Origin of the sequence: Pedobacter sp. ASV12, from assembly GCF_016429155.1 — a bacterium.
Taxonomy (GTDB): domain Bacteria; phylum Bacteroidota; class Bacteroidia; order Sphingobacteriales; family Sphingobacteriaceae; genus Pedobacter.
The window spans coordinates 1-26,359 of sequence record NZ_JAELUC010000059.1 but is presented as its reverse complement, the minus strand read 5'-3'; the positions used below and the strand labels follow the sequence as shown (position 1 = coordinate 26,359).

24 protein-coding genes, 3 tRNA genes, 1 pseudogene and 1 riboswitch are annotated in these 26,359 nt (G+C 45.1%); of the genes and pseudogenes, 12 read left to right on the top strand and 16 right to left on the bottom strand.

Annotated elements, in window-relative coordinates; genetic code table 11:
- From JHD69_RS13785 to JHD69_RS13770, 4 genes and pseudogenes are all read right to left on the bottom strand, one after another.
- Nucleotides 1–220: pseudogene (locus JHD69_RS13785) on the bottom strand (site-specific integrase); the annotation flags it as partial.
- A gap of 249 nt (nt 221–469) precedes the next feature.
- Nucleotides 470–541 (bottom strand) — tRNA-Glu (locus JHD69_RS13780).
- Nucleotides 542–635: 94 nt separating this feature from the next.
- Nucleotides 636–707, bottom strand: a tRNA-Glu gene (locus JHD69_RS13775).
- Between the two features lie 26 nt (nt 708–733).
- A tRNA-Met gene (locus JHD69_RS13770) sits at nt 734–809 on the bottom strand.
- Between the two features lie 111 nt (nt 810–920).
- On the opposite strand from JHD69_RS13770, the gene era reads away from it, so the two are divergent.
- The 3 genes from era to der all read left to right on the top strand — a co-directional run bounded on the left by era (nt 921) and on the right by der (nt 3,761).
- On the top strand, nt 921–1,799 hold the full coding sequence (era, locus tag JHD69_RS13765; RefSeq protein WP_199140923.1) for a GTPase Era: 879 nt from the start codon (nt 921–923) through the stop codon (nt 1,797–1,799).
- Nucleotides 1,800–1,811: 12 nt separating this feature from the next.
- Nucleotides 1,812–2,318, top strand: a complete 507-nt coding sequence (locus JHD69_RS13760) for a TlpA family protein disulfide reductase (RefSeq protein ID WP_199140922.1) — start codon at nt 1,812–1,814, stop codon at nt 2,316–2,318.
- Nucleotides 2,319–2,459: 141 nt separating this feature from the next.
- Nucleotides 2,460–3,761 (top strand): ribosome biogenesis GTPase Der, encoded by a 1,302-nt coding sequence (gene der / locus JHD69_RS13755; protein ID WP_199140921.1) that lies wholly within the window; start codon nt 2,460–2,462, stop codon nt 3,759–3,761.
- Between the two features lie 47 nt (nt 3,762–3,808).
- Here der and JHD69_RS13750 read toward each other — a convergent pair whose 3' ends face one another.
- Nucleotides 3,809–4,939 carry a histidine decarboxylase gene (locus tag JHD69_RS13750; protein ID WP_199140920.1) on the bottom strand — a complete coding sequence of 377 codons (1,131 nt, stop codon included), beginning with the start codon at nt 4,937–4,939 and terminating at the stop codon, nt 3,809–3,811.
- Between the two features lie 230 nt (nt 4,940–5,169).
- Nucleotides 5,170–6,777 carry a S41 family peptidase gene (locus JHD69_RS13745; protein ID WP_199140919.1) on the bottom strand — a complete coding sequence of 536 codons (1,608 nt, stop codon included), beginning with the start codon at nt 6,775–6,777 and terminating at the stop codon, nt 5,170–5,172.
- A gap of 191 nt (nt 6,778–6,968) precedes the next feature.
- Here JHD69_RS13745 and murQ point away from each other — a divergent pair, with 191 nt between their 5' ends.
- The 7 genes from murQ to JHD69_RS13710 all read left to right on the top strand — a co-directional run bounded on the left by murQ (nt 6,969) and on the right by JHD69_RS13710 (nt 15,462).
- Nucleotides 6,969–7,775 (top strand): N-acetylmuramic acid 6-phosphate etherase, encoded by an 807-nt coding sequence (murQ, locus tag JHD69_RS13740; RefSeq protein WP_199140918.1) that lies wholly within the window; start codon nt 6,969–6,971, stop codon nt 7,773–7,775.
- Between the two features lie 84 nt (nt 7,776–7,859).
- On the top strand, nt 7,860–8,426 hold the full coding sequence (locus tag JHD69_RS13735; protein ID WP_199140917.1) for a hypothetical protein: 567 nt from the start codon (nt 7,860–7,862) through the stop codon (nt 8,424–8,426).
- Nucleotides 8,427–8,466: 40 nt separating this feature from the next.
- Nucleotides 8,467–9,210 carry a Bax inhibitor-1/YccA family protein gene (locus JHD69_RS13730; protein WP_199140916.1) on the top strand — a complete coding sequence of 248 codons (744 nt, stop codon included), beginning with the start codon at nt 8,467–8,469 and terminating at the stop codon, nt 9,208–9,210.
- A 162-nt stretch (nt 9,211–9,372) separates the two neighbouring features.
- Nucleotides 9,373–9,474: riboswitch (SAM riboswitch) on the top strand.
- A gap of 118 nt (nt 9,475–9,592) precedes the next feature.
- Entirely contained in the window at nt 9,593–13,300 is a 3,708-nt protein-coding gene (gene metH, locus JHD69_RS13725) for a methionine synthase (protein WP_199140915.1), read from the top strand.
- An 89-nt stretch (nt 13,301–13,389) separates the two neighbouring features.
- Entirely contained in the window at nt 13,390–13,773 is a 384-nt protein-coding gene (locus JHD69_RS13720; protein ID WP_199140914.1) for a four helix bundle protein, read from the top strand.
- A gap of 46 nt (nt 13,774–13,819) precedes the next feature.
- Nucleotides 13,820–14,773 (top strand): methylenetetrahydrofolate reductase [NAD(P)H], encoded by a 954-nt coding sequence (gene metF / locus JHD69_RS13715; protein ID WP_199140913.1) that lies wholly within the window; start codon nt 13,820–13,822, stop codon nt 14,771–14,773.
- Nucleotides 14,774–14,907: 134 nt separating this feature from the next.
- On the top strand, nt 14,908–15,462 hold the full coding sequence (locus JHD69_RS13710) for a hypothetical protein (protein WP_199140912.1): 555 nt from the start codon (nt 14,908–14,910) through the stop codon (nt 15,460–15,462).
- Nucleotides 15,463–15,624: 162 nt separating this feature from the next.
- Here JHD69_RS13710 and JHD69_RS13705 read toward each other — a convergent pair whose 3' ends face one another.
- The 7 genes from JHD69_RS13705 to JHD69_RS13680 all read right to left on the bottom strand — a co-directional run bounded on the left by JHD69_RS13705 (nt 15,625) and on the right by JHD69_RS13680 (nt 22,569).
- A complete protein-coding gene (locus JHD69_RS13705; protein WP_199140911.1) occupies nt 15,625–16,170 on the bottom strand; it encodes an REP-associated tyrosine transposase in 546 nt (181 codons plus the stop codon).
- A 343-nt stretch (nt 16,171–16,513) separates the two neighbouring features.
- Nucleotides 16,514–17,824 carry a threonine synthase gene (gene thrC / locus JHD69_RS13700; RefSeq protein ID WP_199140910.1) on the bottom strand — a complete coding sequence of 437 codons (1,311 nt, stop codon included), beginning with the start codon at nt 17,822–17,824 and terminating at the stop codon, nt 16,514–16,516.
- Nucleotides 17,825–17,904: 80 nt separating this feature from the next.
- Nucleotides 17,905–18,834 (bottom strand): homoserine kinase, encoded by a 930-nt coding sequence (locus JHD69_RS13695; RefSeq protein ID WP_199140909.1) that lies wholly within the window; start codon nt 18,832–18,834, stop codon nt 17,905–17,907.
- 112 nt (nt 18,835–18,946) lie between these two features.
- Nucleotides 18,947–19,399 carry a DinB family protein gene (locus JHD69_RS13690; RefSeq protein ID WP_199140908.1) on the bottom strand — a complete coding sequence of 151 codons (453 nt, stop codon included), beginning with the start codon at nt 19,397–19,399 and terminating at the stop codon, nt 18,947–18,949.
- A gap of 4 nt (nt 19,400–19,403) precedes the next feature.
- The gene (gene thrA, locus JHD69_RS13685) at nt 19,404–21,854 is read right to left on the bottom strand and encodes a bifunctional aspartate kinase/homoserine dehydrogenase I (protein ID WP_199140907.1); all 2,451 of its coding nucleotides are present in this window, start codon (nt 21,852–21,854) and stop codon (nt 19,404–19,406) included.
- A gap of 65 nt (nt 21,855–21,919) precedes the next feature.
- Nucleotides 21,920–22,054, bottom strand: coding sequence for a hypothetical protein (locus JHD69_RS21295; protein ID WP_255530651.1), 135 nt, complete (start codon nt 22,052–22,054; stop codon nt 21,920–21,922).
- A gap of 155 nt (nt 22,055–22,209) precedes the next feature.
- A complete protein-coding gene (locus JHD69_RS13680) occupies nt 22,210–22,569 on the bottom strand; it encodes a GNAT family N-acetyltransferase (RefSeq protein ID WP_233165911.1) in 360 nt (119 codons plus the stop codon).
- Between the two features lie 80 nt (nt 22,570–22,649).
- Here JHD69_RS13680 and rsgA point away from each other — a divergent pair, with 80 nt between their 5' ends.
- Nucleotides 22,650–23,570, top strand: coding sequence for a ribosome small subunit-dependent GTPase A (rsgA, locus tag JHD69_RS13675; protein ID WP_199140906.1), 921 nt, complete (start codon nt 22,650–22,652; stop codon nt 23,568–23,570).
- A 146-nt stretch (nt 23,571–23,716) separates the two neighbouring features.
- On the opposite strand, the gene JHD69_RS13670 is transcribed toward rsgA, so the two are convergent.
- Complete coding sequence (locus JHD69_RS13670) at nt 23,717–23,923, bottom strand: hypothetical protein (RefSeq protein WP_199140905.1); 207 nt, start codon at nt 23,921–23,923, stop codon at nt 23,717–23,719.
- A gap of 140 nt (nt 23,924–24,063) precedes the next feature.
- Here JHD69_RS13670 and JHD69_RS13665 point away from each other — a divergent pair, with 140 nt between their 5' ends.
- Entirely contained in the window at nt 24,064–24,492 is a 429-nt protein-coding gene (locus tag JHD69_RS13665) for a helix-turn-helix domain-containing protein (RefSeq protein ID WP_199140904.1), read from the top strand.
- Between the two features lie 708 nt (nt 24,493–25,200).
- Here the strand turns inward: JHD69_RS13665 and JHD69_RS13660 are convergent.
- Nucleotides 25,201–26,130: a hypothetical protein gene (locus tag JHD69_RS13660; RefSeq protein ID WP_199140903.1), complete on the bottom strand. Its 930-nt coding sequence runs from the start codon at nt 26,128–26,130 to the stop codon at nt 25,201–25,203.
- On the bottom strand, nt 26,127–26,359 hold a 233-nt coding region (locus JHD69_RS21030), incomplete at its 5' end, for an ATP-binding protein (protein WP_233165910.1). The genes JHD69_RS13660 and JHD69_RS21030, both read right to left, overlap by 4 nt.

Below are 26,359 nucleotides of genomic sequence, written 5' to 3'. Positions count from 1 at the left end.
AGATGTGTATAAGAGACAGGTTCAATGTACGTGCAGGTTCGGAAGTTCCTTTGACACGGTTGACACTTGAAATCCAGTCCTTTGGTTCGCACATCCTGCCCACTGATGCTTCTTTTGCAATACCATTGTTAACGGTAATGCGCATGTAGATAAACTTTTGCCCATCTACGTAATTCCTTGGTTTCTTCAGGAAAAAATGAAGAGAATAATTCTGACTCATAAATCTAGTCTTTAAAAGGTGAAACAAAACTAGCAATGCGGTCAATCGTAGTCAAGATGTCCAAATATTGGACTTGCTGTAAATCAGTGCTTTAACCCCTTTTCAGTGAGTCATGTTTTTGTAGGGGTGACTCACTGAATGACGCACTGATTTTATGGGAATTCGTGAACATTTTAAACTGCCCATAAAGTAAAAAAGGCTGTAAAACTAAGTTTTACAGCCTTTTAAACGTTTTGATATTCAAATGTGTAGCCCGTAGGGGAATCGAACCCCTGTTTCCAGAATGAAAATCTGGCGTCCTAACCCCTAGACGAACGGGCCAATCGATTTTTATATTTTGCGATTTTAGATTGACGATTGGCAGTTACCTAAAATCTTTTAACAAAAAAACACCAGCGCTTGCTGATGTTTTTTGTAGCCCGTAGGGGAATCGAACCCCTGTTTCCAGAATGAAAATCTGGCGTCCTCACCCCTAGACGAACGGGCCAAAAAGAAGTGTCTTTTCAACTCCTTTGGTAGCGGGGACCAGACTCGAACTGATGACCTTCGGGTTATGAGCCCGACGAGCTACCAACTGCTCCACCCCGCACACTATACAATCCTGAAATTTTGCGATTTTTATTCGCGCTTCTTCCGAATTGGAATGCAAAGATATAATTCGTTTCTTTGTAGTGCAAATTTATTTTAAAAAAATTCGAATATGTCGCACAAAGCTGGTTTCGTAAGCATTATAGGTAAGCCTAATGTAGGCAAATCTACCCTCATGAATGCACTCGTGGGCGAAAAGCTCTCTATCATTACTCCAAAAGCGCAAACTACGCGCCACCGTATCTTGGGCATCGTAAACGAAGACGACTACCAAATTGTGTTCTCCGATACACCCGGCATCATCAAGCCCCTCTACGGCTTGCAGGATTCGATGATGAGTGCCGTAAATGGCGCACTGGTTGATGCTGATCTTATCTTTTTTGTAACTGATATCAACGAAAAGCACGACGAAAACGACGTACTCGAAAAAATAAACAACACCAGCATCCCGCTGGTCGTACTATTAAATAAGATAGACAAGGCCAGCCAGGAACAGGTGGACGAAAAAATCGCTTTTTGGCAAAAGGAACTGAATCCGAAACATATTTTCGCCATTTCTGCCCTAGAAGGCTATAATGTTGATGGGCTCCTGCCTTTGATCCTCGACAATTTGCCAGAGCATCCGCCCTATTACGACAAAGACGAACTGACCGATCGCAGCCAGCGCTTCTTCGTATCGGAAATCATCCGCGAGAAGATCTTTAACAACTACCAAAAGGAAATTCCCTACAGCACCGAGGTAATCGTTACTTCTTTCAAGGAGGAAGAAGATATTATCCGCATCAATGCCGAAATTATTGTAGAACGCGATTCGCAAAAGAATATCCTCATTGGCAAAGCAGGCAGCATGCTTAAAAAAGTGGGCATGGAAGCACGTAAAGACATCGAAAAATTTGTCGACAAAAAAGTGTTTCTGCAAACCTTTGTTAAAGTACTGCCCGACTGGCGCAGCAAAAAGAACTACCTTAAAAATTTCGGCTACGAAAGCTAATCGCATACCTTTATGAGGAAACTACTTTTCATCGTGCTCGCCTTTTGCAGCGCCACTTCATTTGCCCAAGAAAGCAACAATGGCAAAAAGCTCTGGGCCAAATCGGTGCTCAACGAAAAAGCGCCCGAACTGGTTGTAGAAAAATGGCTTTCTAAACAGCCCGACACCAAAGGCAAGTTTGTGCTGATTGATTTTTGGGCTACCTGGTGTGGCCCTTGCCGCAAATACATCCCAATGCTGAATGATTTTCAGGAGAAATACGGCGACGAACTCGCTGTCATTGGCATTTCAGATGAAACCGAAGACCGCGTAAAAGGCTTTAAAGACCCGAAAATAACCTATGCCGAAGCCATCGATACCAAAAGAACCCTGTACAGCCAACTGGAGGTAAAAGGCATCCCGCATGTCATTATCATCGATCCCAAAGGCATTGTAAGATGGGAAGGCTTCCCTTTATTGGGCAATTTTGAGCTGACCGAAAAAGTGCTTACCGACCTGATGGAGAAGTACAAAAACTAATTTTAGGCTTCATCTTCAAAAAATTAAGCGTACTTTTGCAGGCTCGGCTATGCAGAAACACAGGGAGTTTAGCTTGCAATGTTAAATTAAACGCCTGTTTCGCAAAAATCGTAAATTGTAAATCGCACAATCGTAAATCACATGAGCAATATCATCGCTATAGTAGGAAGACCCAATGTGGGCAAATCGACCCTATTTAACCGCTTAACAGAAAGCCGCAAGGCCATTGTTGACGATTTTAGCGGCGTAACCCGCGATAGGCACTATGGTGTGGCCGAGTGGACCGACAAGCAGTTTACCGTTATTGATACGGGTGGCTATGTGGCCAATTCGGAAGACGTGTTCGAAGCCGCTATCCGCGAACAGGTGATTATTGCCATTGAAGAAGCTACCGTGCTTTTGTTTATGGTTGATGTAACCACCGGCATTACCGATTTGGACGATGAGATTGCCCAGTTGTTGCGCCGCAGCAAAAAACCGGTGTTCACTGTCATCAACAAAGTCGACAATACCGCTTTAGAGCACGAAGCTCCTATTTTTTATAGCTTTGGCCTGGGCGAAATCTATACCATCTCCTCCATGACGGGTTCTGGAACAGGCGAATTGCTTGACGATGTCGTGAAACATTTTGAAGATGTGCCGGAAGAAGAAAATTCCTTGCCGAAAATTACGGTAGTAGGCCGTCCTAACGTAGGCAAATCGTCGCTGGTAAATGCCTTGATGGGTATTGAACGCAACATTGTGACCCCGATTGCCGGCACCACCCGCGATTCGATCCACATCCACTACAACCAGTTTGGCCACGAGTTTATGTTTATTGATACCGCCGGACTACGCAAAAAGACCAAAGTAAAAGAGAACATCGAATTTTACTCGGTGATGCGGACCATCAAAGCGTTGGAAGAAGCCGACGTGGTGATTTTGATGATCGATGCGCAGGAAGGCCTGGAGTCGCAGGACATCAACATTTTCCACCTGGCCGAGAAGAACAAGAAAGGCATTGTGGTGTTGGTTAACAAATGGGATTTGGTAGAGAAGAACAACAAAACCATGAAGGTTTTCGAAGACCAGATCCGCCAGAAACTGCAACCATTTACCGACGTGCCGATTGTTTTTACTTCGGTACTCAATAAGCAGCGTATCTTCAAAGCCATCGAAACCGCATTAGAGGTTTACAAAAACCGCGGCAAGAAAATACCTACCTCAAAACTGAACGATGTCATGTTGCCGATCATCGAAAACTATCCGCCACCGGCGCTCAAAGGCAAATACATCAAAATCAAATACATTACGCAAATCAACGGCGTATCGCCTATGTTTGCGTTCTTCTGCAACCTGCCACAGTACATTAAAGAGCCTTACAAACGCTTTATCGAAAACAAATTGCGCGAAAACTTCGACTTTTCAGGCGTGCCGATACAGATTTACTTTAGGCAAAAGTAGGGCTAGTATTGCGATATGCGTCTGGCATGGGCTATAGCCACGCAAAGCTAAATCCCTACCGCACTAAGCGACAGCTCCTGTATCAGCTCGTCGATATGCTCGCGCTGTACATTGGGCATGCAGATGATGTGCGACCAGCCATTTTCGGAGGCTAATTGCCATTTTTGCCTAATCGCCGGATCTGGTTCGGGAAAATTAACGGTAATGGCATTGGGGTTTCGCCATGCAGCCAAACCGATTTCCTTAAACTTAGCCAAAGCATATTCGGCTACCGCCAAGCTGTGTTGGGCACGTTTTTTCAGGCCTTCAATGCCATGTTTCTTTAAGGTATACCATAAAAACAGCGGACTGTGGCCATTGCGCGAGCCCGTAATGGTGGTATCGATGCTTCCAATATAATCGATAGCACGGGCAATGCGGTTACGGTTCGATTTTTTAACTACCACTACTCCACATGGCATGGGCGAGCCAAAAAACTTGTGCCCGCTAATGGCAATGCTATCGGCTCCATCGGCAAAATCAAAAGCCGGACGAGGCTCGATAAAAGCGCTGTAACTACCCGACAAGGCTCCGTCGGCATGGATATAGAAGTTTTTAATGGCCAGCTTCTTTAAAATGGCCTTGATTTTGGCAATATCGTCGCGGGCTTCGGTCATGGTGGTACCGATGTTGGCCATGATGATAACCGGCGTTTGGCGGTTCATCCCGATGGTATTTTCCAAATCGTGGTAATCGATTTCGCCATTGGCCTGCGCGCTGATGACAATATTGGGCATATTGAGCAGGTGCAGGTTTTTCTGCACGCTGTAGTGGGTCGATTCAGAATAGTAAACCATGGCCTTAGGATGAAGCTCCCTTGCCAAGTATAGTCCGTACAGGTTACCCTCAGAACCTCCATTGGTAACATAGCCCCACCAATCGTCGTCATGTGCCCTGAACAAGGAGGCAAAAAACCGAACAACCTCTCTTTCCATCGCCCTCGAATCGACCGCATAAGTAGAGGCTACAAAAGGATCGCCGAGGTTGTTCATCGGATAGCTGAGAAAAGGCATCAGCTCTTCAAAATCGAAATCCTTTGAAACAGGATAGCCCATAAAATTCTGGGTGTTTTCTTTAACCTGTGCCAGCAGATCGGCTAAGATTTGGCTATCGGCCGGAGATAGGGAACTAAGGTGCATTGCTTGTAGATTGAGCTACAAAACTAGCCCTAATGAAATTAAATTTCAATTAAAATGTTAATTTTAGAATATTATTCCGAAATAAAAAACAATTCAAAATAAAAAACCAAAACAACTACTAAAGCTTAGACCTTACCTATTATGATTTGGCCAGTTGCTTTGAACAAAGGACAGATTTATTGCTACTCCATCCAATACAGCATTTTAAAGCTTGCCCCACTAGGCGCTACCTATTGCAAACTAACCAGCGCCTGCTTTACCACATTATCGGTCAGGTTATGCGCCTTGTAATAGCCTATATCGCCGAGGTGGTATTTGTACAACATCACTTTCAGGTCGTTGTAGATAACCTGCTTCGAAGCCAACAATTGTTTGGGATCGATGACCACGTTTTTCGATTGGATATACTTGAGCAGGTCTTTGTAATCGGCATCGTTAATGGTAAAAACATTCAGGTTTTGCGACAGGTAACTTGGCGTATACCGATCGGCCAACACATCAAATACAAAATCGATCAGCACTTTTTTCTGTACCAAGGTGCTGTAAAATTTGTTGTAGCCCATTGTATCGAGCTTTACGTATACATCGGGCTGTATGCCGCCCCCACCAAATACCTTTTTGCCACTCGGCGTTACATAGGCATTGATTTTTTGAAGGCTGTCTTTCTGTTTCGCATTTTTTGCGGTCAGCTCGCCATCGTTGTAACGGTCTTCCAATTCATGCTGGTAGGCGGCATAACCCTTTTTGTACGATTTTTGAATGCTTCGTCCCAATGGGGTATAATACCGGGCTATGGTCAGGTTAAGTGCCGAGCCATCTTCAAAAGCAAACTGTTCTTGTACCAGTCCTTTGCCAAACGAACGGCGCCCGACGATAATACCTCGATCCAAATCTTGCATAGCCCCTGCAAAAATTTCGCTCGCCGAGGCAGAATTTTCGTTAATCAGCACTGCCAGCTTGCCTTGTTCAAATTCGCCACCACCCGTTGCAAAATAATCGGTGCGGGGCTCGTGCTTGCCTTCGGTATACACGATCAATTTATTTTCCGGCAAAAACTGGTTGGCCAAGCCGGTTGCCGCATTGAGGTAGCCTCCGCCATTGTCACGTAAATCGAGTACCAATTTTTTCATGCCTTTGGCCTTTAGTGAGCGAATGGCATTCACAAAGTCTTCGTCGGTATTGGCGCCAAACTTGCTGATGCGGATATAGGCCGCGTCATTGTTCAGCATGTAAGCGGCATCAACGCTGCTGACTTCTACCCGGCCTCTTTTGATGGTAAGCATGGCTGGGGTGGTATTTCCGGCATGCAACAAGGTAATCTGCACAGGTGTGCCTTTTTTGCCTCTAATTTTGCCCATCATTTGGGAGCGGGGCAACGAATGGCCGCTTACATTGGTACTGTCTACTTTTAAAATCTTATCGCCTTGCTTGATGCCGGCCAAAAATGCCGGTCCGTCTTTAAGCACATTGGTTACCAAAAGGGTATCGTTAAGGATATAATATTCTACGCCAATGCCTTCAAAATTGCCTTCCAGGGTTTCGGCCAGTTCATCGGCCTTGGCTGGTGGCAGGTAGCTGCTGTGCGGGTCTAGCTGATGCAGCAAGCTATCGATGGGCAGGTGCTGCAGGCTGTCGGCATTTACCTCGTCTACGTAGTTTTTATTGATGATATGAATGATATCCTCAACTTTTCTTGCATTGTTGTCAACGTAACGCTTGTCTTGCCGTACCTGAAAGCCTTGGTCTTTTAAAAACTTAAAGCCCAAGTACATCCCTCCTATTAAGGTAACGGAATAGGTAACAGCAATAAAGACATTAAAACGAGTATTCTTTTTCATTACGCAGCAACAGCACAAAGTTATGAAAATTAGCGCCTTAATGAAAGAACAAAGCCCACAACATTTTAGTTTTTCGAATATTTTGCCGCAAATATTTGCAGGGGCGTAATCTTCTCTCTAAAATTGTATGGATTTACGCAAATATTTCCTGTTAATTTGAAAATTAACGAACTTTACCTCAAATGAAATCCATGAACAGAGTAACCGAACAAGAATCTAAATACCACAACATTGACCAAATGTCGGTTTTAGAAATTTTGAAAGGAATAAACAACGAAGATAAGCTAGTTCCCCTTGCCGTAGAGAAAGCACTGCCACAAATTGAAAAACTGGCCACTGCCATTGCCGAAAGGATGCTGAAAGGCGGCCGTTTGTTTTACATTGGCGCTGGCACCAGCGGCCGTTTGGGCGTAGTTGATGCTTCTGAGTGCCCTCCTACGTTCGGCGTACCGTTCGATCAAGTGGTAGGCATCATTGCTGGTGGCGATTCGGCTATCCGCAAGGCCGTAGAGTTTGCCGAAGACGACGACAAACAGGCCTGGATAGACCTGCAGGAATATCACATCAACGAAAAGGATTCGTTGGTAGGCTTGGCCGCTTCGGGTACCACGCCTTATGTAGTGGGGGGCTTAAACACTGCCCGCCAGCACGGCATCTTAACCGGATGCATTGTTTGCAATGAAGGTGGTCCGATTGTGGCCGAATCAGATTTTCCGGTGGAGGTAGTGGTAGGGCCTGAATTTTTGACCGGGTCTACACGCATGAAATCGGGGACGGCCCAAAAACTGGTCTTGAACATGCTCAGCACCACGGTAATGATCCGTTTGGGCCGTGTAAAGGGCAATAAAATGGTAGATATGCAGTTAACCAACCATAAGCTGGTGGATAGAGGCACGCAAATGGTGATGGACGAACTGCACATTGACCACGACCAGGCCGCCGATCTGCTGAACAGGTACGGAAGCGTACGCAAGGCAGTTGAAGCCAATAAAAAATAGTTACGAGTTTGGATTTTAGATTGACTGTTGTTGTAAGCTGAAATCGTAATCTGAAATCGTCAATCTAAAATCTAAAATCTCCTTATGCACGAAATAGAACCTTTTTATTTGTGGCGCGACGATTATATCGCTGCAGAAGATGAGCGTTCGCCGTTTTTCAATACCGAATACTCCGAATTCTATTTCGACAAGCAGCTTTACAATTTCCTGATCCATCCGCAATGGGACACTTTTGGCTCGCCTACCCTGTACCTCAAAGTGCTGTATGCCGATTACGAAAGGGGCTATGCCATGATCGAGATGATGGGCGAATGGAACGATACGCTGCACAACGACATCATGATGCTGAAAAGGGAAATCATTGAGCTCATGATCCAGGAAGGCATCAACAAATTTATCCTGATTGGTGAAAACGTGCTGAACTTCCATGCTTCCGACGACAGCTATTACGAAGAATGGTTTCAGGATGTGGAAGACGGCTGGATTGCCGGCATCAACTTTAACCAGCATGTAATCCGCGAATTCCGCGACCATGGCATCGATTACTACATCAATTTTGGCGGCGAGCTCGACGAATTGCACTGGCGGAAGCTCAAACCTTTGCAGTTTTACAAAAAAGTGGACGAACTGCTGACAAAAAGGTTAAATTAAAACCGTATTTTTAACACAACATATTTTTAAACCAAAAAACATGGAACAACAAAATTATCAATATCAAGACAATTCGGTCTTTGTACAAGAGCGATCGGTTGCTAAAAAATTCTTTGCCAACGTTTTCCTTTGGATGTTTGTGGCCTTGGCGATTTCTACGCTTGCGGCATACTTCATCAGCGCATCGGCCGAAGCACAATCGTACTTATTCGACCCCCTAACAGGAAAAAGAAATCTATTGGGCACCGTAGCCATGTTTGCACCATTAGCTTTGGTATTAATCATGGGCGCCGGCTTTAATAGGCTATCGTTTAGCGCTTTGGTTGGCATTTTCATCCTGTTTTCAACATTACTTGGCATCAGCTTAAGCTTTATTTTGGTTGTTTACAATTTAGGCTCTGTAGTAGGCTGTTTTGCTGCGGCAAGCGGCATATTTGGGGTAATGGCAATTATGGGCTATACTACCAACACCGATTTAAGCAAATTTGGCCCCATACTAATGGCAGGTGTAATCGGGCTGATCATTGCCAGCGTAATCAATATGTTTATCGGCAGTTCGCAGTTTGACTATATCATGAGCTTCTTCGGCGTTGCCATTTTTACGGCCTTAACCGCCTTTGACGTACAGAAAATCAAAAGAATTGGCATGGGCATTGAAGAAAACGGCGAACAGCTTGCAGTTACCGATACTAAAAAATTGGCAATCATGTCTGCTTTGACTTTGTACCTGGATTTCTTGAACATCTTTCTTTTCCTATTACGCATATTCGGTAGCAGGAAATAGAACATATGAGTCGGGCTTTATGGCAATCTAAAATCGTAAACCTACAATCGTAAATCCAAAACATTATATCGAAGGCCGTGCACATTTGCATGGCCTTTGTAATTTTATTTGGTTTAAGCGCGATATTTTTGGAATTGATGTGGCATTGTTGCATTTTTGTACCGCTTATTCAGAAAGATGGAGGGATTAGACCCTGCGAAGTCTTAGCAACCTGTGCTAACAAGGTGCTAAATTCTATCCTGAGCAATCAGGAAAAGATAAGTTAAAGTCAACCTATAGCCCGACTTTTCGAGATAAGCCTACATAGATATGAGTATAGCGTATTGCGTAAAGCGATGCATGGCTATTAACGCTATACGCTTATCTCAATACGCCATACTAGATGAACATTAGAGAAGAATTAGAGAAGCGAATTTTAATCATAGACGGTGCCATGGGCACAATGATACAGCGCTACGTTTTAACCGAAGAAGACTTTAGGGGCGAACGTTTTGCCAATCACCCCTGCGATGTAAAAGGCAATAACGATTTGCTGAACATCACCCGTCCCGATATTATCAAGGAAATACACCTTGAGTATCTGCAGGCTGGTGCCGATATCATCGAAACCAATACCTTTAGTACGCAGCGCATTTCTATGGCCGACTACCAGATGGAAGACCTTTCTTACGAACTGAGTTTTGAAGGTGCCCGCGTAGCTAAAGAGGCTGTTCAAGAGTTTATGGCCAAAAATCCGGGTAAGCAATGCTTTGTAGCCGGAGCCATTGGCCCTACCAACCGTACGCTTTCGCTTTCGCCTGATGTAAACGACCCGGGCTTTAGGGCCATTACCTACGACCAGTTGTTTGATGCCTATTACGAACAGATCCGCGGCTTGGTTGATGGCGGCTCAGATGTATTGCTGATCGAAACCATATTTGATACGCTAAATGCCAAAGTAGCTATTGCGGCCATTAAACAATATGAAGAAGTAATTGGCCGTAAGCTCGAAATCATGATTTCGGGTACCATTACCGACGCTTCGGGAAGAACGCTTTCGGGCCAAACCGCAGAGGCTTTCCTCAATTCGGTTAGCCATGCCCAGCCTTTGAGCATTGGCTTTAACTGTGCCCTGGGCGCCAAAGAAATGCGCCCGCACATCGAAGAGCTGGCCGCCAAAGCAAACTGCTACGTTTCGGCCTACCCCAATGCGGGTTTGCCTAATGAATTTGGGGCCTACGACGAAATGCCTCACGAAACCGCACATTTGGTTGATGATTTCATTACCTCTGGATTTGTAAATATCGTTGGCGGTTGCTGTGGCACTACGCCAGACCACATTGGCTGCATTGCCGAGAAAGCCAGCAAAGCTTCGCCGCGAAAAATCCCAACGCTTGAACCTTATATGCGCTTGAGCGGCTTAGAACCGGTTACCATTACCCCCGAAAGCATTTTTGTGAACGTGGGCGAACGCACTAACATTACCGGCTCTCCCAAGTTCTCCAAGCTTATTTTGGGTGGCGATTATGAGGCCGCCCTGACCGTAGCGCGCCAGCAGGTAGAGGGCGGGGCACAGGTTATCGATGTGAACATGGACGAAGGCATGCTTGATTCGGAAGCGGCGATGACCAAGTTCCTCAACCTTATAGCTTCCGAACCCGATATTGCCAAACTGCCCATCATGGTCGATTCGTCTAAATGGTCGGTTATTGAAAACGGCTTAAAATGTTTGCAAGGCAAGGGCATCGTCAACTCCATTTCGCTCAAAGAAGGCGAGGAAAAGTTTAAAGAGAGTGCCCGCAAAATTATGCGTTATGGCGCGGCTGTAGTAGTGATGGCCTTCGATGAACAAGGCCAGGCTGACAACTACGAACGTAGGATTGAAATCTGTAAAAGAAGCTATGATATCTTGGTCAACGAACTGGATTTTCCACCCCAAGACATCATCTTCGACCCTAATATTTTAACCGTTGCCACGGGTTTGGAAGAGCATAACAACTATGCCGTCGATTTTATCAACGCCACCCGCTGGATCAAGGAAAACCTGCCTTACGCCAAAGTGAGCGGCGGTGTTTCTAACATTTCTTTCTCGTTTAGGGGCAATAATGTGGTTCGCGAAGCCATGCACTCTGCCTTTTTGTTCCATGCCATTAAAGCTGGCTTGGATATGGGCATTGTTAATGCAGGGATGCTGGAAGTATACCAGGAAATTGAGCCCGAGCTGTTAGAAAGAGTAGAAGATGTATTGCTGAACCGCAGGCCCGATGCTACCGAGCGTTTGGTAGAATTTGCCGAAACCGTAAAAAACAAAGGCAAGGCGGTTGTAAAAGACGAAACCTGGCGCAAAGGCACAGTTGAAGAAAGGTTATCGCATGCCCTGGTCAAAGGCATCATCGAATACTTGGACGAAGACGTGGAAGAAGCCCGGTTGAAATATCCGCGTCCCTTGCACGTGATCGAGGGGCCTTTAATGGACGGCATGAACATCGTGGGCGACCTATTTGGCGCAGGCAAAATGTTCTTGCCACAGGTCGTGAAATCGGCCAGGGTCATGAAAAAAGCAGTAGCTATTTTATTGCCTTACATTGAAGCCGAGAAATTGGCCAACCCTGATGGCAACCAAAGCTCATCGGCGGGCAAAGTACTGATGGCCACTGTAAAAGGCGATGTGCACGATATCGGCAAAAACATTGTAGGTGTAGTATTGGCCTGCAACAACTTCGAAATTGTAGACATGGGTGTGATGGTTCCTGCGCAGGAAATCATTAAAAAAGCCAGGGAAATCAATGCAGATATTATTGGTTTAAGTGGCTTGATTACACCTTCGTTGGACGAAATGGTGCATTTCGCGAAAGAAATGGAGCGTGAAGGCTTCACCATTCCGCTGATCGTGGGTGGCGCTACCACTTCGCGCATTCACGCCGCCGTAAAAATTGCGCCCAATTATAGTGGTCCAGCCATCCACGTACTCGATGCTTCGCGTAGCGTTACGGTTTGCAGCACCTTAATGAACCAAGAAACCCGTGGCGAGTACATTGCCGGCATCAGAGCCGAATACGACAAAGCCCGTGAAGCGCATTTGAACAAACGTTCGGATAAACGCTATAAAAATATTGAAGAAGCACGTGCCGATAAATTCCAGATTGATTTGGATCAGGTAGCGCCTGCTCCAACCTTTACCGGAACCCGTGTTTTTGAAGATTATCCTTTGGCAGATTTGGTCCCTTACATCGATTGGACACCGTTTTTCCATACCTGGGAACTGCGGGGCAGTTACCCGAAAATCTTCAACGATAAAACCATTGGCGACGAAGCACAAAAGCTATACAACGATGCCCAAGTGCTATTGAAACGTATTTTAGACGAAAAACTGCTCACTGCCAAGGGCGTAATCGGGTTTTGGCCAGCCAATTCGGTTGGAGACGACATCCAGTTAACAGTTGGCGGTTCACAATTGGCAGCCGACCCACAATTGAAAGCTGAAAACGGTGAACTGGTCACTATCCATACCCTGCGCCAGCAAGCCGAAAAAGTAGCTGGAGAGCCTTATTATGCCCTGTCTGATTTCGTTGCGCCAAAAGAAAGTGGCGTGCAGGATTATTTTGGTGGCTTTGCCGTAACGGCCGGCATCGGTTGCGACGAGCTGGTGGCCGAGTTTGAGCAGAACCACGACGATTATAACAGCATCATGGCCAAGGCATTGGCCGATCGTTTAGCCGAAGCTTTTGCCGAACGCATGCACGAACTGGTAAGAAAAGAATACTGGGGCTATGCCAAAGATGAAAACTTGGACAACCAAGACTTGATTAAGGAAGCTTATGCAGGTATTCGCCCGGCACCGGGCTATCCGGCTTGTCCAGACCATACCGAGAAGGAGACCTTGTTTAACCTGCTGGATGCCGAAAACAAAATCGGATTAAGGCTAACCGAAAGCTTTGCCATGTATCCGGCGGCGGCGGTAAGCGGATTTTATTTCTCGCACCCACAATCGCGTTATTTTGGTTTGGGCAAGATTACCAAAGACCAAGTAGAGGAATATGCCCTTAGAAAAAACATGCCTTTAGCAGAGGCAGAAAGATGGCTTGCGCCGAATTTGGCCTATGGAATGTGAGTTATGGGTTGTAAGCTATAAGTTACGGGTTGTGAGTTATGGGCTACGGGCGGTGAGTTATGAGTTGGAGGATTAGAAGCTAATAGAAAATGAGCAAGGAAATTAAATCTTATACTGAATTAGATGTTTGGAAAGAAGCAAGAGTACTTTCAAAGGAGATCTATTTAGTTTCCGCTAATTTTCCAGGTGAAGAAAAATTTGGGTTAACTAGCCAAATCAGAAGAGCCGCGGTATCTGTCCCTTCAAATATTGCTGAAGGATGCGGGCGAAACCATCCAAAAGACAGCATTCAGTTCTTCTTTGTAGCGAGAGGCTCCATTTATGAAATCGAAACGCAATTATATCTCGCCTTTGACTTAGGATTTATGAGTGAAGCATTTCTAGCGACCCTGCTTTCAAAACTTGAAACTACACGCAAACTCCTGCATGGCTTTATTAAATATTACCAACAGCTATCTCAAAAATCATTGTAAATTACACTCAACCCATAACTTGCAACTCGCAACTTTATAACTTAAAATGAAAATTACCGAACATATTAAAAACGCAAAGGGAAAACCTCTTTTTTCATTCGAGCTCCTGCCCCCGGTTAAAGGGCAGAGCATTCAGTGGGTGTACGATGCCATTGACCCCTTGCTTGAATTTAATCCGCCGTTTATTGACGTTACTTCGTTAAGGGAAGATTACATCTATAAAGAGCTCGACAACGGGTTGCTGCAAAAAGTTTCTTACCGTAAGCGTCCGGGTACCATTGCCATTTGTGCAGCCATCATCAACAAATACAAGATAGATGCGGTGCCACACCTCATTTGCGGTGGCTTTACCAAGGAAGAGACCGAAAACGCATTGATCGACCTGCAGTTTTTGGGCATCGACAATGTCTTGGCCCTGCGTGGCGATTCGAGACAGGCCGAGTCGACCTTTATCCCTACACCAGGCGGACACTGTTATGCAACAGACCTGATCCAGCATATCAAAAACCATAACGAAGGCAAGTTTTTGCACGAAGATGTAGAAACCTACAAAAGCGATTTTTGTATTGGCGTAGCGGGCTACCCTGAAAAGCATTTTGAAGCACCAAACTTGAATGCCGACTTCAAATATTTGAAGAAAAAGGTAGACATGGGGGCCGAGTTTATCGTAACACAGATGTTTTTCGACAACCAGAAGTATTTTGACTTCGTCAACAAATGCAGGGAGAATGGTATTAACGTACCGATTATCCCAGGCCTAAAGCCCATCAGTAATGCCAAGCAACTCGTTGCCTTGCCCAAAATATTCCATATCGATTTGCCTGAGGATTTGAGCGATGCCGTTTCGCATGCCAAATCCACTGCCGAAGTCAAGGAAATCGGCACCGAGTTTATGATCAAGCAATGCAAAGAGCTGATTGAATTTGGTGCTCCAGTATTGCACTTTTATACCATGGGCAGGCCAGAACAGACACAAAAAATTGCGAGGGCCGTATTCTAGGCCCGGATCTTTGTATCCGACATCACAAAATCCCAATGGCTTAAAAATGCTGTTGGGATTTTTTATTTGGAACCAAACACAAAACCAGCTGTTTAGGCGTTTATAGGTTTACGTGTTTATAAGCTATATCGCCCATGAAGGTTACCCTCTCTTTGCTGTTTGCTGTTTTTCTCTTCCACTTCGCCCATGCGCAGATTTCGGTTAGTCCCATTTCGGCAGAAAGCCTTAAAGGGGCTCCCTTTAAATTTAAAGGCAGCAGGGCGATGATGGCCGACCGTGTTGATGATGCGAACAGCAAAAATATCTTTCTTTTTTCGAAAGTGGGCCAAGGGAGCAACCCCGATACGCTGTTTTTCCAAAAATTCAGCAAAACCAACGAGCAATGGAAGCTGGTCCAGGAAAAGACAATCAGCGCCCCTGGAGCGATCAGTATTTGGCAAAACAGAAAGGCTTTTTTTGATGCCGACCAAGACAAGCAGGTAGAAGCTTTGTTTGTTTATAGCCTGCATGATGCTTCCATGCAAAAACAACTGGCGGTCAATCTCTTGCTGTTTTACAAAAACGATAGCTATACGATATCGGAAACCAAGGACAAAATCACAATCTACAGCGCCAATTTCCAGCAGTTGCCGGCCAGCGTGAAGGCTTATGCCACCGAATACTGGAACGGATTGGACAAGTGGAAGTGACTTTTAATTAGTTTTGCCGGGTAGGCTGTCCCAAGCGGATTGAAAATCCACAGCTAGCAAAGTCGGGAAAGCATTTCCCGACTAGCCGGGTTGGTCGGGATTTACAAATCCCGACCCAGATAAAGCTGGATTTCTAATCTAGTTATACAGCTTATTAATAAGCTAGATCAAATAAACTACATCAATCAATCCTAATTCGCCAGCATAGTTGCTAGCCGAACTGTATAGGTAATACTCAGGCAACGCAACCAAGCCACTCTGCACAGGGTTTTGATGGAGGTAATTTAGTTTCTGAATTGCAAATTCTGGGCTAAAGAGTTCAATAGGATGAAATCCATCTTGCCAAAATTTAAATTCTTCATTTTTGGGGTGTATTTTTGCCGCAAACTGAAATTTATTCAGCATCCAATCTCTACTTTCGTTAATTTCTTTAATGGTGCTGATTATCCGCTTTGAGGTAAACTTTTTGAAATCCCTGATCACATCCGATAGTTTTTTGCCTTCGCCAACACTGCCGATGAAATGAAGATGACTTGGCATAAGACACCAAGCATAAATAACAAGCCCTTTATGTTTTTGACAATAAACAAGGCTATCAATAACCACTTCTGCCAGTTCTTTTCGGGTAAAGGCATCAATCCAACCTATAACAGTTGTAGTCATGAAGTAAATTCCATCCTGATTTGTTATCTGATATTTGAAAGCCATATATTAAATATAATCAAATAAAATCGGACGCGTTGGTCGGGATATGCCATCCCGACCCGAATAGCACTGGATTTCTAATCCAGTTATGCTAAAAACGGATTGAAAATCCGCAGTTATCCAGTCGGGAAAATATTTCCCGACTAACACGCTTAGACTGGTCTTGATTTACAAATTTCAACCCTGATAACCTAGATTTCTTATCAGCCAAGTTGATTTATTTATACAGCCTGCAAATCTGTAGTTAGCAAGGCCGGGAAATTATTTCCTAAACAGCTGCTCTTGGTTGGTCGGGATTTACAAATCCCGACCCGAATAACGCTGGATTTCTAATCCAACTAGCTTCCTAATTATAACCAAGCAAATATTGCTTAAAACTTTCAAAATCCCTATCCAATGCTTTGTATTGCTTGGCCTTGCCTTGCAACGAACCGAGCTGCGCTGGCAAAATAAGTTTTTCCCGAATGGCTTCCGGAAATACTTCCGGAAATTTGCAGGCGTGAGCCGTTGAAAGAAAAACCTTGGCACTTTCATCCTCAGGGTTTTCCTGTACATACGCTTCTACTGCCAACCAGGCAATAGCCGTATGCGGACAGGCCATATAGCCGTACTTTTTAAAAATGGCTTCCATACCTTGTAAAGTTTCCTCGTCGGTAAAACGGTAAGCCTTGAGCATGGCCTTAAGTTTATCTATATCGCCGTTAAACAAGTCCATAATGCGTACCCAGTTGCTCGGCGCCCCTACATCCATGGCGTTGGCATAGGTTTGTACCGAAGGTTTGGTTTGATAAACTCCAGTTTCAAGAAAGCGTGGCACCGTATCGTTGCTATTGGTAGCCGCAATGAACCGCTTAACGGGCAAGCCCATCTTATAGGCCAGCATGCCGGCACCAATATTACCAAAATTGCCGCTAGGCACGGCAAAAATCACTTCGCTAAAGCCCTGTCTTTTAAGTTGCGCATAGGCATTAAAATAATAAAAGGCCTGTGGCACCAATCGGGCAATATTGATCGAATTTGCCGAGGTGAGCCTAAACTTGGCATTGAGTTCCTCGTTAGCAAAAGCCTGTTTAACCAGCGCCTGGCAATCGTCGAAAGTACCATCGATGCTTATAGCCCTGATGTTTTGGCCATTGGTGGTCAACTGCAACTCCTGTACATCGCTTACCTTGCCTTTGGGGTAAAGGATGGTTACACGTGTATTGGGTACGCCCAAAAAGCCCAAGGCTACGGCGCCGCCTGTATCGCCAGAAGTGGCCACCAATACATCGAGCAGCTGTTCGCCATCTTGGAGAAAATAACCCATGATGCGGCTCATCAACCTTGCGCCAAAGTCCTTAAAGGCCAAAGAGGGCCCATGAAAAAGCTCCAAGACAAAAGTCTGTTTGTCGAGCTTGACCACTGGCGCATCGAAATTAATGGCTTCGTTAATGATCGAGCGCAAATCGGCATAGGGAATTTCATCGCCCAGTAAGGCCGAAGCTACCCTATAGGCAATTTCCTGAAAAGAATACTGTTCGATGTTGTCGATAAACGCCTGTTCGAGTCTGGGTATCTCTACCGGCATATACAAGCCTTTGTCTTTGGGCATGCTGTTAAAAACCGCTTCCTGAAAAGAAACGCGAAGATCCCTATTGTTGGTTGAATATAGTCTCATGTCTGAAAAGGTTGAAGGTAAGAAGGCTGAGGGTTGAAGGGTGAAGAGTATATGCTTTTCCCTTTAAGCATCCACCTTAGTTATAATACTCGGGGGCCTTCGGCATTTACCGCCGATACGAAAGCCTTGCTGTTGATGTTTAGCTGATTGAGGTGCTGCTGCTGTGCCTTGGTAACCTGCTTAGCCGTTTCTATATTGGTTGTTAGGGCAAAAACCGATGGACCCGAACCCGAAATACCAAAACCCAAAGCGCCATTTTCCATGGCCAATTCGCGCAACTGCTCAAAACCCGGAATGAGGATGGACCGAACAGGTTCTACCAGCACATCCTGCATGCTCCGTCCAACCAGTTCCACATCGTTAAGGCAAAGGCCAGCTACCAGTCCGGCTACATTGCCCCATTGGGTTACGGCATCCTTAAGCAGCACTTTGCTCCGTATCATTTGGCGGGCATCTTTGGTGGGCACGTCCACTTCAGGATAAACAATGGCAGCGAACAGGTTATTGGGTGTTGGCAACGCCACCAAATCGAGCGGATCGTAGCTGCGCACCAACACGAAGCCGCCCATTAAAGCGGGTGCTACATTATCGGCATGGCCATAGCCACAGGCCAATTCTTCGCCCTTCATGGCAAAAGGCACCAGTGCTTTGGCTGTGAGCAAATTGCCCATCAGCTGGTTAATGGCAAAAAGACCCGCCACGGTGCTGGCCGAGCTGGACCCTAAGCCACTGCCTATGGGCATTTTTTTGTGCAACTCTATTTCTACACCAATATCAGGGCGGTTCAAATGTTGCAGGTAATGCTGCACGCTGGCGCTTACCGTATTCTTGTTCGAATCGAGCGGCAAACGACCTTCATCGCCGGTAATTTGGAGCAAACGCACACCCGGCTCGTCAACCAAGCGCATAACCACCTCGTCGCCGGGCTCGTTAACGGCAAAGCCGAGCACATCAAAGCCACAAACCACATTGGCAACGGTAGCTGGGGCAAATACTTTTATTTCTTTCATTTTTCGGTTCATGAGTTTAGGCAAATTCGTAGCCTTTTATTTCAAAATATACAATAACCCAGGTACTGTGTGCCACAGCACATGGATAAAGCAAATGCTCTAATTTTTTTCATCATTGTTTAAGAATTTGGGTTAAATGATGGTTCAAATGGACGAGATAATCTTCTATAAAATAAGCCAACGTGTGTAAGGCTACCGTTCCTTTACCCGTATCGCATACATTTTGCAGCTTGTGTTCGGGTATGTTTTTAATCACCCTTACATATTGACGATTGAGCAACAACCAAAGCGTTTTAAGCTCTTCAACCGGTGCCGATTGGTAATCCTGATAAGCTACCCATTCATCTTGATGGTAAACGATCTTGGTTCCCTGCTCATACTGGCCTACCACCAAACGGCGCAGGTTGTTGCTGGCGCTATCAACCAAATGGCCCAGCAGTTCTTTCTTAGACCACTTTTCGGGGTTTGGCTTAGCATTCCATGCCTCGTTGTCTATCTTTTCAAAATCGGCGAAGGCCTGATCAACGGCTTTCGCTATTTCCTGTGCAGTTTCTAAGTGTGTCATTTCCTTAATTGGTTCCTACGTTTATAATGTCTGCAAATACGCCAGCTGCCGTTACCTCGGCACCTGCACCGGGCCCTTTTACCACCAATGGCCTTTCTTGGTAACGGTCTGTAGTGAACGAAATAATATTGTCGCTGCCCGAAAGCATAAAGAATGGATGGTTTTCATCAACCATTTGCAGGGTGATTTCGGCCTTGCCGTTTTCGAGCTTGCCAATGTAGCGCAATACTTTGCGTTGCTGCTCGGCATCTTCCTTCAATTGTTCGAAATAGGCCGCATTGGCCTCTAGTTGGGCATAAAAGTCGGCCACGGTTGGCGCTTGCAGACAGGCTTCGGGCAACATGTTTTCAATTTTTACATCTTGCTCTTCAAAGGCGTAACCGGCATCGCGGGCCAGGATGAGCATTTTGCGCATAAAATCCCGGCCGTTCAGATCATCGCGCGGATCGGGCTCGGTATAGCCTTTTTCTTGCGCTTCTTTTACCACTTCGTGGAAAGCCACATCGCCTTTAAAGTGGTTGAAGATGTAGGAAATGGTGCCCGACAAAATCGCTTCGATGCGCGCCACTTTATCGCCACTGGTCATCAAATCCTTCAGCGTTCTGATAATCGGCAAGCCTGCACCCACATTGGTTTCGTAATAAAAATCAACTCCATACTTACGAGCGGTATTTTTGAAGGATTGATACTGCGCAAAGCTCGAAGAATTACCAATTTTATTACAGGTAACTACCGATATACTCGATTCGAAAATGCCCTGGTAATATGGCACCGGCAACGGGCTGGCGGTATTGTCAACAAACACACAGTTGGGCAGGTTCATGGCTTTCATTTGGGCTACAAAATCTTCCAAATTGGCCTGTTCACCCTGTTCGTTTAAGCTTTGCTCCCAGTTTTCGAGTGCAATGCCCTGACTGCTCAGCAACATTTTTCGGGTATTGCTGATGCCCATTACCTTCACCTGCAGGTCGTTGTTTTCGGCCAGAAAAGGCATCTGTACCTGCAATTGCTTAAACAAGGTTTTTCCAATGTTCCCGGTTCCCAAACAGAAAATATGCAGGGTTTTATTGAGCGAAGTATAAAAGGCATCGTGCACGGCGTTGACTGCCTTTGATAGATCGGCTTTGGCAATAATGACCGAAATATTGTATTCTGACGAGCCTTGGGCAATGGCATGTACATTAACGCCATTGCGGCCCAAGGCATGGAACAGTTTGCCCGAAATGCCTGGCGTGCGCTTCATGTTCTCGCCCACGATGGCCAATACGGCCAGTCCGTTTTCTACTTCAGGGGCATCGAGCTTTTTGGCCTGCAGTTCCAAATCAAATTCTTTGCTGATGAGCTGTATCGCCTTTACCGCATCGGCAGGCTTAACGGCAAAGGTAATGCTGTGCTCTGACGACGACTGGGTAATGAGCACCACATTGATCTGCTCTCGCGACAGCAGGGAAAACAGCCGTCCACTAAAACCCGCCTTGCCTACCATGCCACTGCCGGCCAGGTTAATGATGCTGATCTCGTCGATAGACGAAATGCCTTTGATGGGCAGTGCCGACGGCTTGGCGCCATGGCGGATGTAGGTGCCCGCAAAACCGGGTTCGAAGGTATTGCGAATAACGATTGGGATCTTTTTGAGGAAAGCCGGTGTCATTGTTGGCGGATAGATAACCTTGGCCCCGAAGTAGGATAGCTCCATGGCTTCGATATAGCTCAATTCGCTTAGCGAAAAGGCCTTCTTTACCATGCGCGGATCGGCGGTCATCATGCCGTTTACGTCGGTCCAGATCTGTATTTCTTCGGCATCTAAGGCGGCGCCCAAAATGGCGGCGGTATAATCGCTCCCCCCCCTGCCCAAAGTGGTTACTCGACCGGCTTCGTTGCTGGCAATAAAACCGGTTACGAAAAGGAGCTTGTCTTGATGACGTTCATAAAAATCCTTCACCAAGAAATCGGTGAGCCGGTTATTTACCCTGGCCTGTCCAAAGTTGCTGTCGGTTTTGATCAGTTGCGAGGCATCGACAAAAAACGCTTCCGGAAATTTTTGCTTGGCCATATGGCTTACCATCAGCGTGCTGCAGCGCTCGCCGTAGCTCAGTACCAGGTCTTTGGCCTGCAGGCTCAGCTCTTGCAGGTTATAGATAGCCTGCAGCAGCTCTTCCAACTCGTTAAAGCAGATTTTAAGTTTGGTGAGCACCGGATTTTGGGCTGCTGCCGGCAACAAGGCGCGCACCGATTCAAAGTGGCGCTGCTCAATGGCTTTGAGCTCTTCATCATAAGCTTGCCCCAAGGCGGCCTTTTCGGCCATCGCCGTTAAGAGGTTTGTAACCCCGCTCATAGCCGATAGCACCACGATGGGCTTTTCGTCGTTTTTACATGCTTGTGCAACAATATCGAGCAGGGCCTTGATGCTGGCTACAGAACCTACGGAAGTACCTCCAAATTTTAAAATTTTCATAAAAACGGGTTAAAAAAAAAGCGCCCCGGGTTGTCCGGGGCGCTTCTAGTATATTTTGGCTTCAGTTATACCACTAGCATCTCCCCATCCGGTGTTTTTCCGGTTGTTGAAGTAATAATGGTAATAATTGAAGAGTTAAAAATCATGTTGTTGTCTTGGTGTATCTTGTACACCGTAAAGTAGGAGATTATTTTTTGCAATGTCAAGGGTTTTTGCAAATTTTTTTTCAAATTTTTTGATTTTTAGGTGTTTAGCATTTTGGGCTCGCCGTTTTTAAGGCCAAATGCAAAATCGGATAAGGCTTGCCCATGCCGTCGGTTTCGCTTCTTTTTATGGTTTCAAAGCCAAAATGCTCTTAAAAGCCAAAAGCCTGCTGGTTGTCTTCGTTCACGTCTACATGCGTTACCCCAAAATGGCCAATCGCCTCGCGCAACAATTGCTTGCCTATCCCTTTGCCATGCGCATCAGGATGTACAAACAGCATTTCGAGGTGATGTGCCGCAATACCCATAAAGCCCTGCAGGCGGCCTTCGGCATCTTTGGCCACATACAAATCAACCGCATCAAAATATTGGTCAAAAATGAGCTGTTTAAACAACTGCAGGTCGTCTTCCTTTAAAAAATGATGGGTAGCACGAACAGCTGCTTCCCAAATGGCAATCAGTTCGGGATAATCGTGTTTAACGGCCGGTTCAATTAAATATTTCGATTTCATCGGTTTATCTTTCATCTGCAAAGCGAAAATAAGGCATTTAGCTACAGGCCTACAAAATTTCCTTACCTTTACGCTTCAATATGCAGGGATTAGTCATTAAATCAACTGGAAGCTGGTACCAGGTTTATGCCGAAGACGGCCAAACCTACGATTGCCGCATCAAAGGCAAGTTCAGGATCAAGGGCATACAAACCACCAATCCGATTGCCGTAGGCGACAAGGTCGATTTTGAGCTCGAGCCCAATGCCGAAACAGGCGTTATAGACCGCCTGCACGACCGCAAGAACTACATCATCCGCAAATCCATCAACCTGTCCAAGCAGGCGCAAATCATTGCCGCCAATTTGGATCAGGCCTTTCTGATTGTTACGCTGGCCTCGCCACGTACCTCGCTGGGCTTTATCGACCGCTTTTTGGTTACCTCCGAAGCCTACGACATTCCTACCTCGCTGGTGTTCAACAAGCTCGACCTGTTTAGCCCAAGGGGCCTGGAAATACTGGCCGAGTACAAGGCCATTTACGAGAACATCGGCTACCCGTGCTACGAGGTATCGGCGCTAAAGGGTACTAATGTAGACCAGATCAAGGATTTGCTCAAAGACAAAACCACCCTGTTTTCGGGCCATTCGGGCGTGGGCAAGTCAAGCCTCATCAATGCCATTTTGCCGGGCTTCGACATCAAAACGGGTGAAGTTTCTGAATGGAGCGACAAGGGCCAGCACACCACCACCTTTGCCGAAATGCACGCCCTGCCTTTTGGCGGCTACCTTATAGATACGCCGGGCATCCGCGAGCTGGGCATTGTTGATATTGAGAAGGAAGAGCTGAGCCACTTTTTTGTAGAAATGCGCGACCGTTTAAACCAATGCCGCTTTAACAACTGCCGCCACATTAACGAACCGGGCTGCGCCGTAATCAGGGCCGTAGAAGCGGGCGAAATAGAGCCCAGCCGCTACGAAAGCTACCTGAGCATTTACCACGGCAACGATACGCGGGCTTGAGTTTAGCCAGAAGTCCAGAGTCCAAAGCCAAGGCGCAGGGACTGATCAAAGCTCAACAACCTTATCAGTTTTGATACAACATTGGAAGAGATCGGCATAAGCCTTAATTCCTTAATGGTAAAAGCACGGATTGGCAAGGCCTTTGCCTATTCATCATTGCCTATAATGGCCAAAAACCGCAGCAGCCTTTCCAAATCGTCCAGCATGTTTTCAAAATCAACGGGCAGGCCGTTGGCATTGTAAAACAGGTAATCTATAAACAGCCGGGTAAGGCTTTGGTACATCCTGCCGGGGCGGGCATCGCCAAGCAGCGCTTCTAGCGCGGCCAGGACATTTTCGTTTGGTTTTTTCATAGGTATATTAGGTAGGTGCACAAAGCAAGGCAACGGCGCATAGGTATGCAACATGGTGCACCTGTTTTTTACTGCGCCAACCTTGTAATTTATTACGGATTTCCGTATTTTACCTGCTATAAATAATCTAGATTTGCCTTATGACTAACACCGCCAACCCAAAAAACATACACCAGGGACGCAACGTAAAGCGCTTCCGCGAAATGATGGGCCTTAAACAGGATGCCCTCGCCTACCAGCTGGGCGCCGACTGGAACCAGCAAAAGGTTTCGCTCCTCGAACAGAAGGAAACCATCGAAACCGACATCCTAAAACAGGTATCGGCTATACTGAAAGTACCCATAGAGGCGTTTGAGAACTTTGACGAGGAACAGGCCGTGAATATTATTGCAAATACTTTTAATGAGCGATCATTTGAAAATGCTTTTGCTAACAACTGTACTTTTAATATCAATTCAATTGATGAGATAAAGAAATTGCACGAGGAGAAAATCTCACTTTTTGAGCGTATGTTGAAGGAAAAGGAAGAAATGATGACGAGGCTGGAAAGATTGATTGGAGGGAGGTAAAAAGATTAATACGAAAATTAAAGCCTCTTATATTGATTAGCATGTGGCCTACTGGTTACGGCACTATAAACGAAAGTATAATTTTAGGTTTACAGATTTTCGTGTTCGTCATTTTCCGATTCTTCCTCCTTTTGGGCAAATTCTACTTCTACAAAGTATGGGCAAGCAATATCCTTAATTTTCCTTCTTGAATTTCGTATAAATAATTTGCGGCTTCATCCGCATAGTAATAGCTTTTATTGTAAACGAAATGCTTTCATGATCTTGAGGCTCCACGGCTTCATATGCAAATTCGCCTGAGACATTAAATAGTAGTTGTCAGAATAAGCCAAGGACGAATAATCCGTTGCTATTGCCTCCCATTCACTAAAATATAATCGTTTACTTTTGGTATATAAATATCAAAAGGTTGTTTTCCCACATCTAGTAAGAGATTTACTATTTCTTTTGAATCCAAACCTTCTAAATCTTGTATCTCTATCATTTTAAAATTTTATTACATAGATTTTGAGCTACACATAATTGCTACTTCCCATTTATTAGCTCTTTTTTTAGATTGCCGACTTTGGTTATAACTTCGTTAATCTCGTTTATTCTTTGTTGCTTATACTCATACGTAGGGTATTCGTAATTTTCGAATTTATGCCTGGTATGTTTTAGCGATTCAAGAATAACATCTAAATCTTGTACAGTTAGAGATTCCATATTTTAAGTATTGTTAGTTTCTACTATTAAAGTCAGGATTTGGTTCAAACTTATTCCATGTTGTTTAATCTTCACCCTCATCTCCACACAAAACTCATCAGTAAATTCTAATTCACGATTACCGCTTTTCAACTTTTTCTTGCCATTCTCATAAACTTCTATTACATGGGCAAGGAGGTCTCTTTTTTGCTTTAGCACTGTATAGTCGCTACTAAAGACATTATTTTTATGTGGCACCATAAGTTCGTGATCGATAGAGTCAATTATAAATTGGATCGCGAGTATTTTTTGAGAGGCATCAAACATCAGGTTATCTCCTATTATTTTATCTATCCTCTTACCTGTATATCTGTCGTACTTATCTTTCTTCTCTTTTACTTTAGAGCCTACGTTCTGGTATATAAACTCTGTAAGCTTGTCTCCAATACCTGCTGTGTTTTTTTCTAAAACAGCCGATATTATACTGGACATAATGCTATCTAAATCGCTTGTTTCGGCCATAATTAGCCCCCGCATATTATTTAGGTCTTGTACTTTCTTTACAGTGGTGTTAATAACTTTTTCAACTTTATCAATAAAGTCTTCATTAGCCCTATCTGCACAATATGCGCCATCTATTTGAAATTTGGCTAACTCGCCCCGAACATAATCTTCGCCCTCAGATGAATAAAACACTACTTCAGTATAAACACCTTTGTCGCGGATCGATTCTAAGATTGCAGATCCTTTTGCACCATTTGCTAAGTTCAAATCGGCTATAATTAGGTCGTAAACCCCAAAATCTATTGTATCAATGCTTGTAGCATCAACTTCATTTTGCGGTTCGGGAAAGATAAAACCTAATTTTTCCACTACTCGCTTTACGAGCCTTTTCTTGGCATTGAAAGATGATTCTACATCTTCAAACCATAGTATTTTATAATCTAATCTCATTTTTTGGCAGTTATGATAAATTCTGCGCCGATTTTATTGTCTATATTCGCTTCAATATCCCACTTATAGCTTTGAATTATGCTGTTTATGTGATACAAGCCTAAACCTGTGCTGTTGGTTGTGGAATAGCCCTTCTTAAAAATCTCTTTGACATCTGTTATACTTTTATCAAACCCGCGTCCATTATCCCTGAAAATTATCTTTAGTTTACCTGCCACCTCCTCAGTAG

Bases quoted from the DNA above. Each gene is read 5' to 3' on its own strand.
- era (WP_199140923.1), top strand. From the start codon at position 921: ATGTCGCACAAAGCTGGTTTCGTAAGCATTATAGGTAAGCCTAATGTA.
- JHD69_RS13760 (WP_199140922.1), top strand. From the start codon at position 1,812: ATGAGGAAACTACTTTTCATCGTGCTCGCCTTTTGCAGCGCCACTTCA.
- der (WP_199140921.1), top strand. From the start codon at position 2,460: ATGAGCAATATCATCGCTATAGTAGGAAGACCCAATGTGGGCAAATCG.
- JHD69_RS13750 (WP_199140920.1), bottom strand. From the start codon at position 4,939: ATGCACCTTAGTTCCCTATCTCCGGCCGATAGCCAAATCTTAGCCGAT.
- JHD69_RS13745 (WP_199140919.1), bottom strand. From the start codon at position 6,777: ATGAAAAAGAATACTCGTTTTAATGTCTTTATTGCTGTTACCTATTCC.
- murQ (WP_199140918.1), top strand. From the start codon at position 6,969: ATGAACAGAGTAACCGAACAAGAATCTAAATACCACAACATTGACCAA.
- JHD69_RS13735 (WP_199140917.1), top strand. From the start codon at position 7,860: ATGCACGAAATAGAACCTTTTTATTTGTGGCGCGACGATTATATCGCT.
- JHD69_RS13730 (WP_199140916.1), top strand. From the start codon at position 8,467: ATGGAACAACAAAATTATCAATATCAAGACAATTCGGTCTTTGTACAA.
- metH (WP_199140915.1), top strand. From the start codon at position 9,593: ATGAACATTAGAGAAGAATTAGAGAAGCGAATTTTAATCATAGACGGT.
- JHD69_RS13720 (WP_199140914.1), top strand. From the start codon at position 13,390: ATGAGCAAGGAAATTAAATCTTATACTGAATTAGATGTTTGGAAAGAA.
- metF (WP_199140913.1), top strand. From the start codon at position 13,820: ATGAAAATTACCGAACATATTAAAAACGCAAAGGGAAAACCTCTTTTT.
- JHD69_RS13710 (WP_199140912.1), top strand. From the start codon at position 14,908: ATGAAGGTTACCCTCTCTTTGCTGTTTGCTGTTTTTCTCTTCCACTTC.
- JHD69_RS13705 (WP_199140911.1), bottom strand. From the start codon at position 16,170: ATGGCTTTCAAATATCAGATAACAAATCAGGATGGAATTTACTTCATG.
- thrC (WP_199140910.1), bottom strand. From the start codon at position 17,824: ATGAGACTATATTCAACCAACAATAGGGATCTTCGCGTTTCTTTTCAG.
- JHD69_RS13695 (WP_199140909.1), bottom strand. From the start codon at position 18,834: ATGAAAGAAATAAAAGTATTTGCCCCAGCTACCGTTGCCAATGTGGTT.
- JHD69_RS13690 (WP_199140908.1), bottom strand. From the start codon at position 19,399: ATGACACACTTAGAAACTGCACAGGAAATAGCGAAAGCCGTTGATCAG.
- thrA (WP_199140907.1), bottom strand. From the start codon at position 21,854: ATGAAAATTTTAAAATTTGGAGGTACTTCCGTAGGTTCTGTAGCCAGC.
- JHD69_RS13680 (WP_233165911.1), bottom strand. From the start codon at position 22,569: ATGAAATCGAAATATTTAATTGAACCGGCCGTTAAACACGATTATCCC.
- rsgA (WP_199140906.1), top strand. From the start codon at position 22,650: ATGCAGGGATTAGTCATTAAATCAACTGGAAGCTGGTACCAGGTTTAT.
- JHD69_RS13670 (WP_199140905.1), bottom strand. From the start codon at position 23,923: ATGAAAAAACCAAACGAAAATGTCCTGGCCGCGCTAGAAGCGCTGCTT.
- JHD69_RS13665 (WP_199140904.1), top strand. From the start codon at position 24,064: ATGACTAACACCGCCAACCCAAAAAACATACACCAGGGACGCAACGTA.
- JHD69_RS13660 (WP_199140903.1), bottom strand. From the start codon at position 26,130: ATGAGATTAGATTATAAAATACTATGGTTTGAAGATGTAGAATCATCT.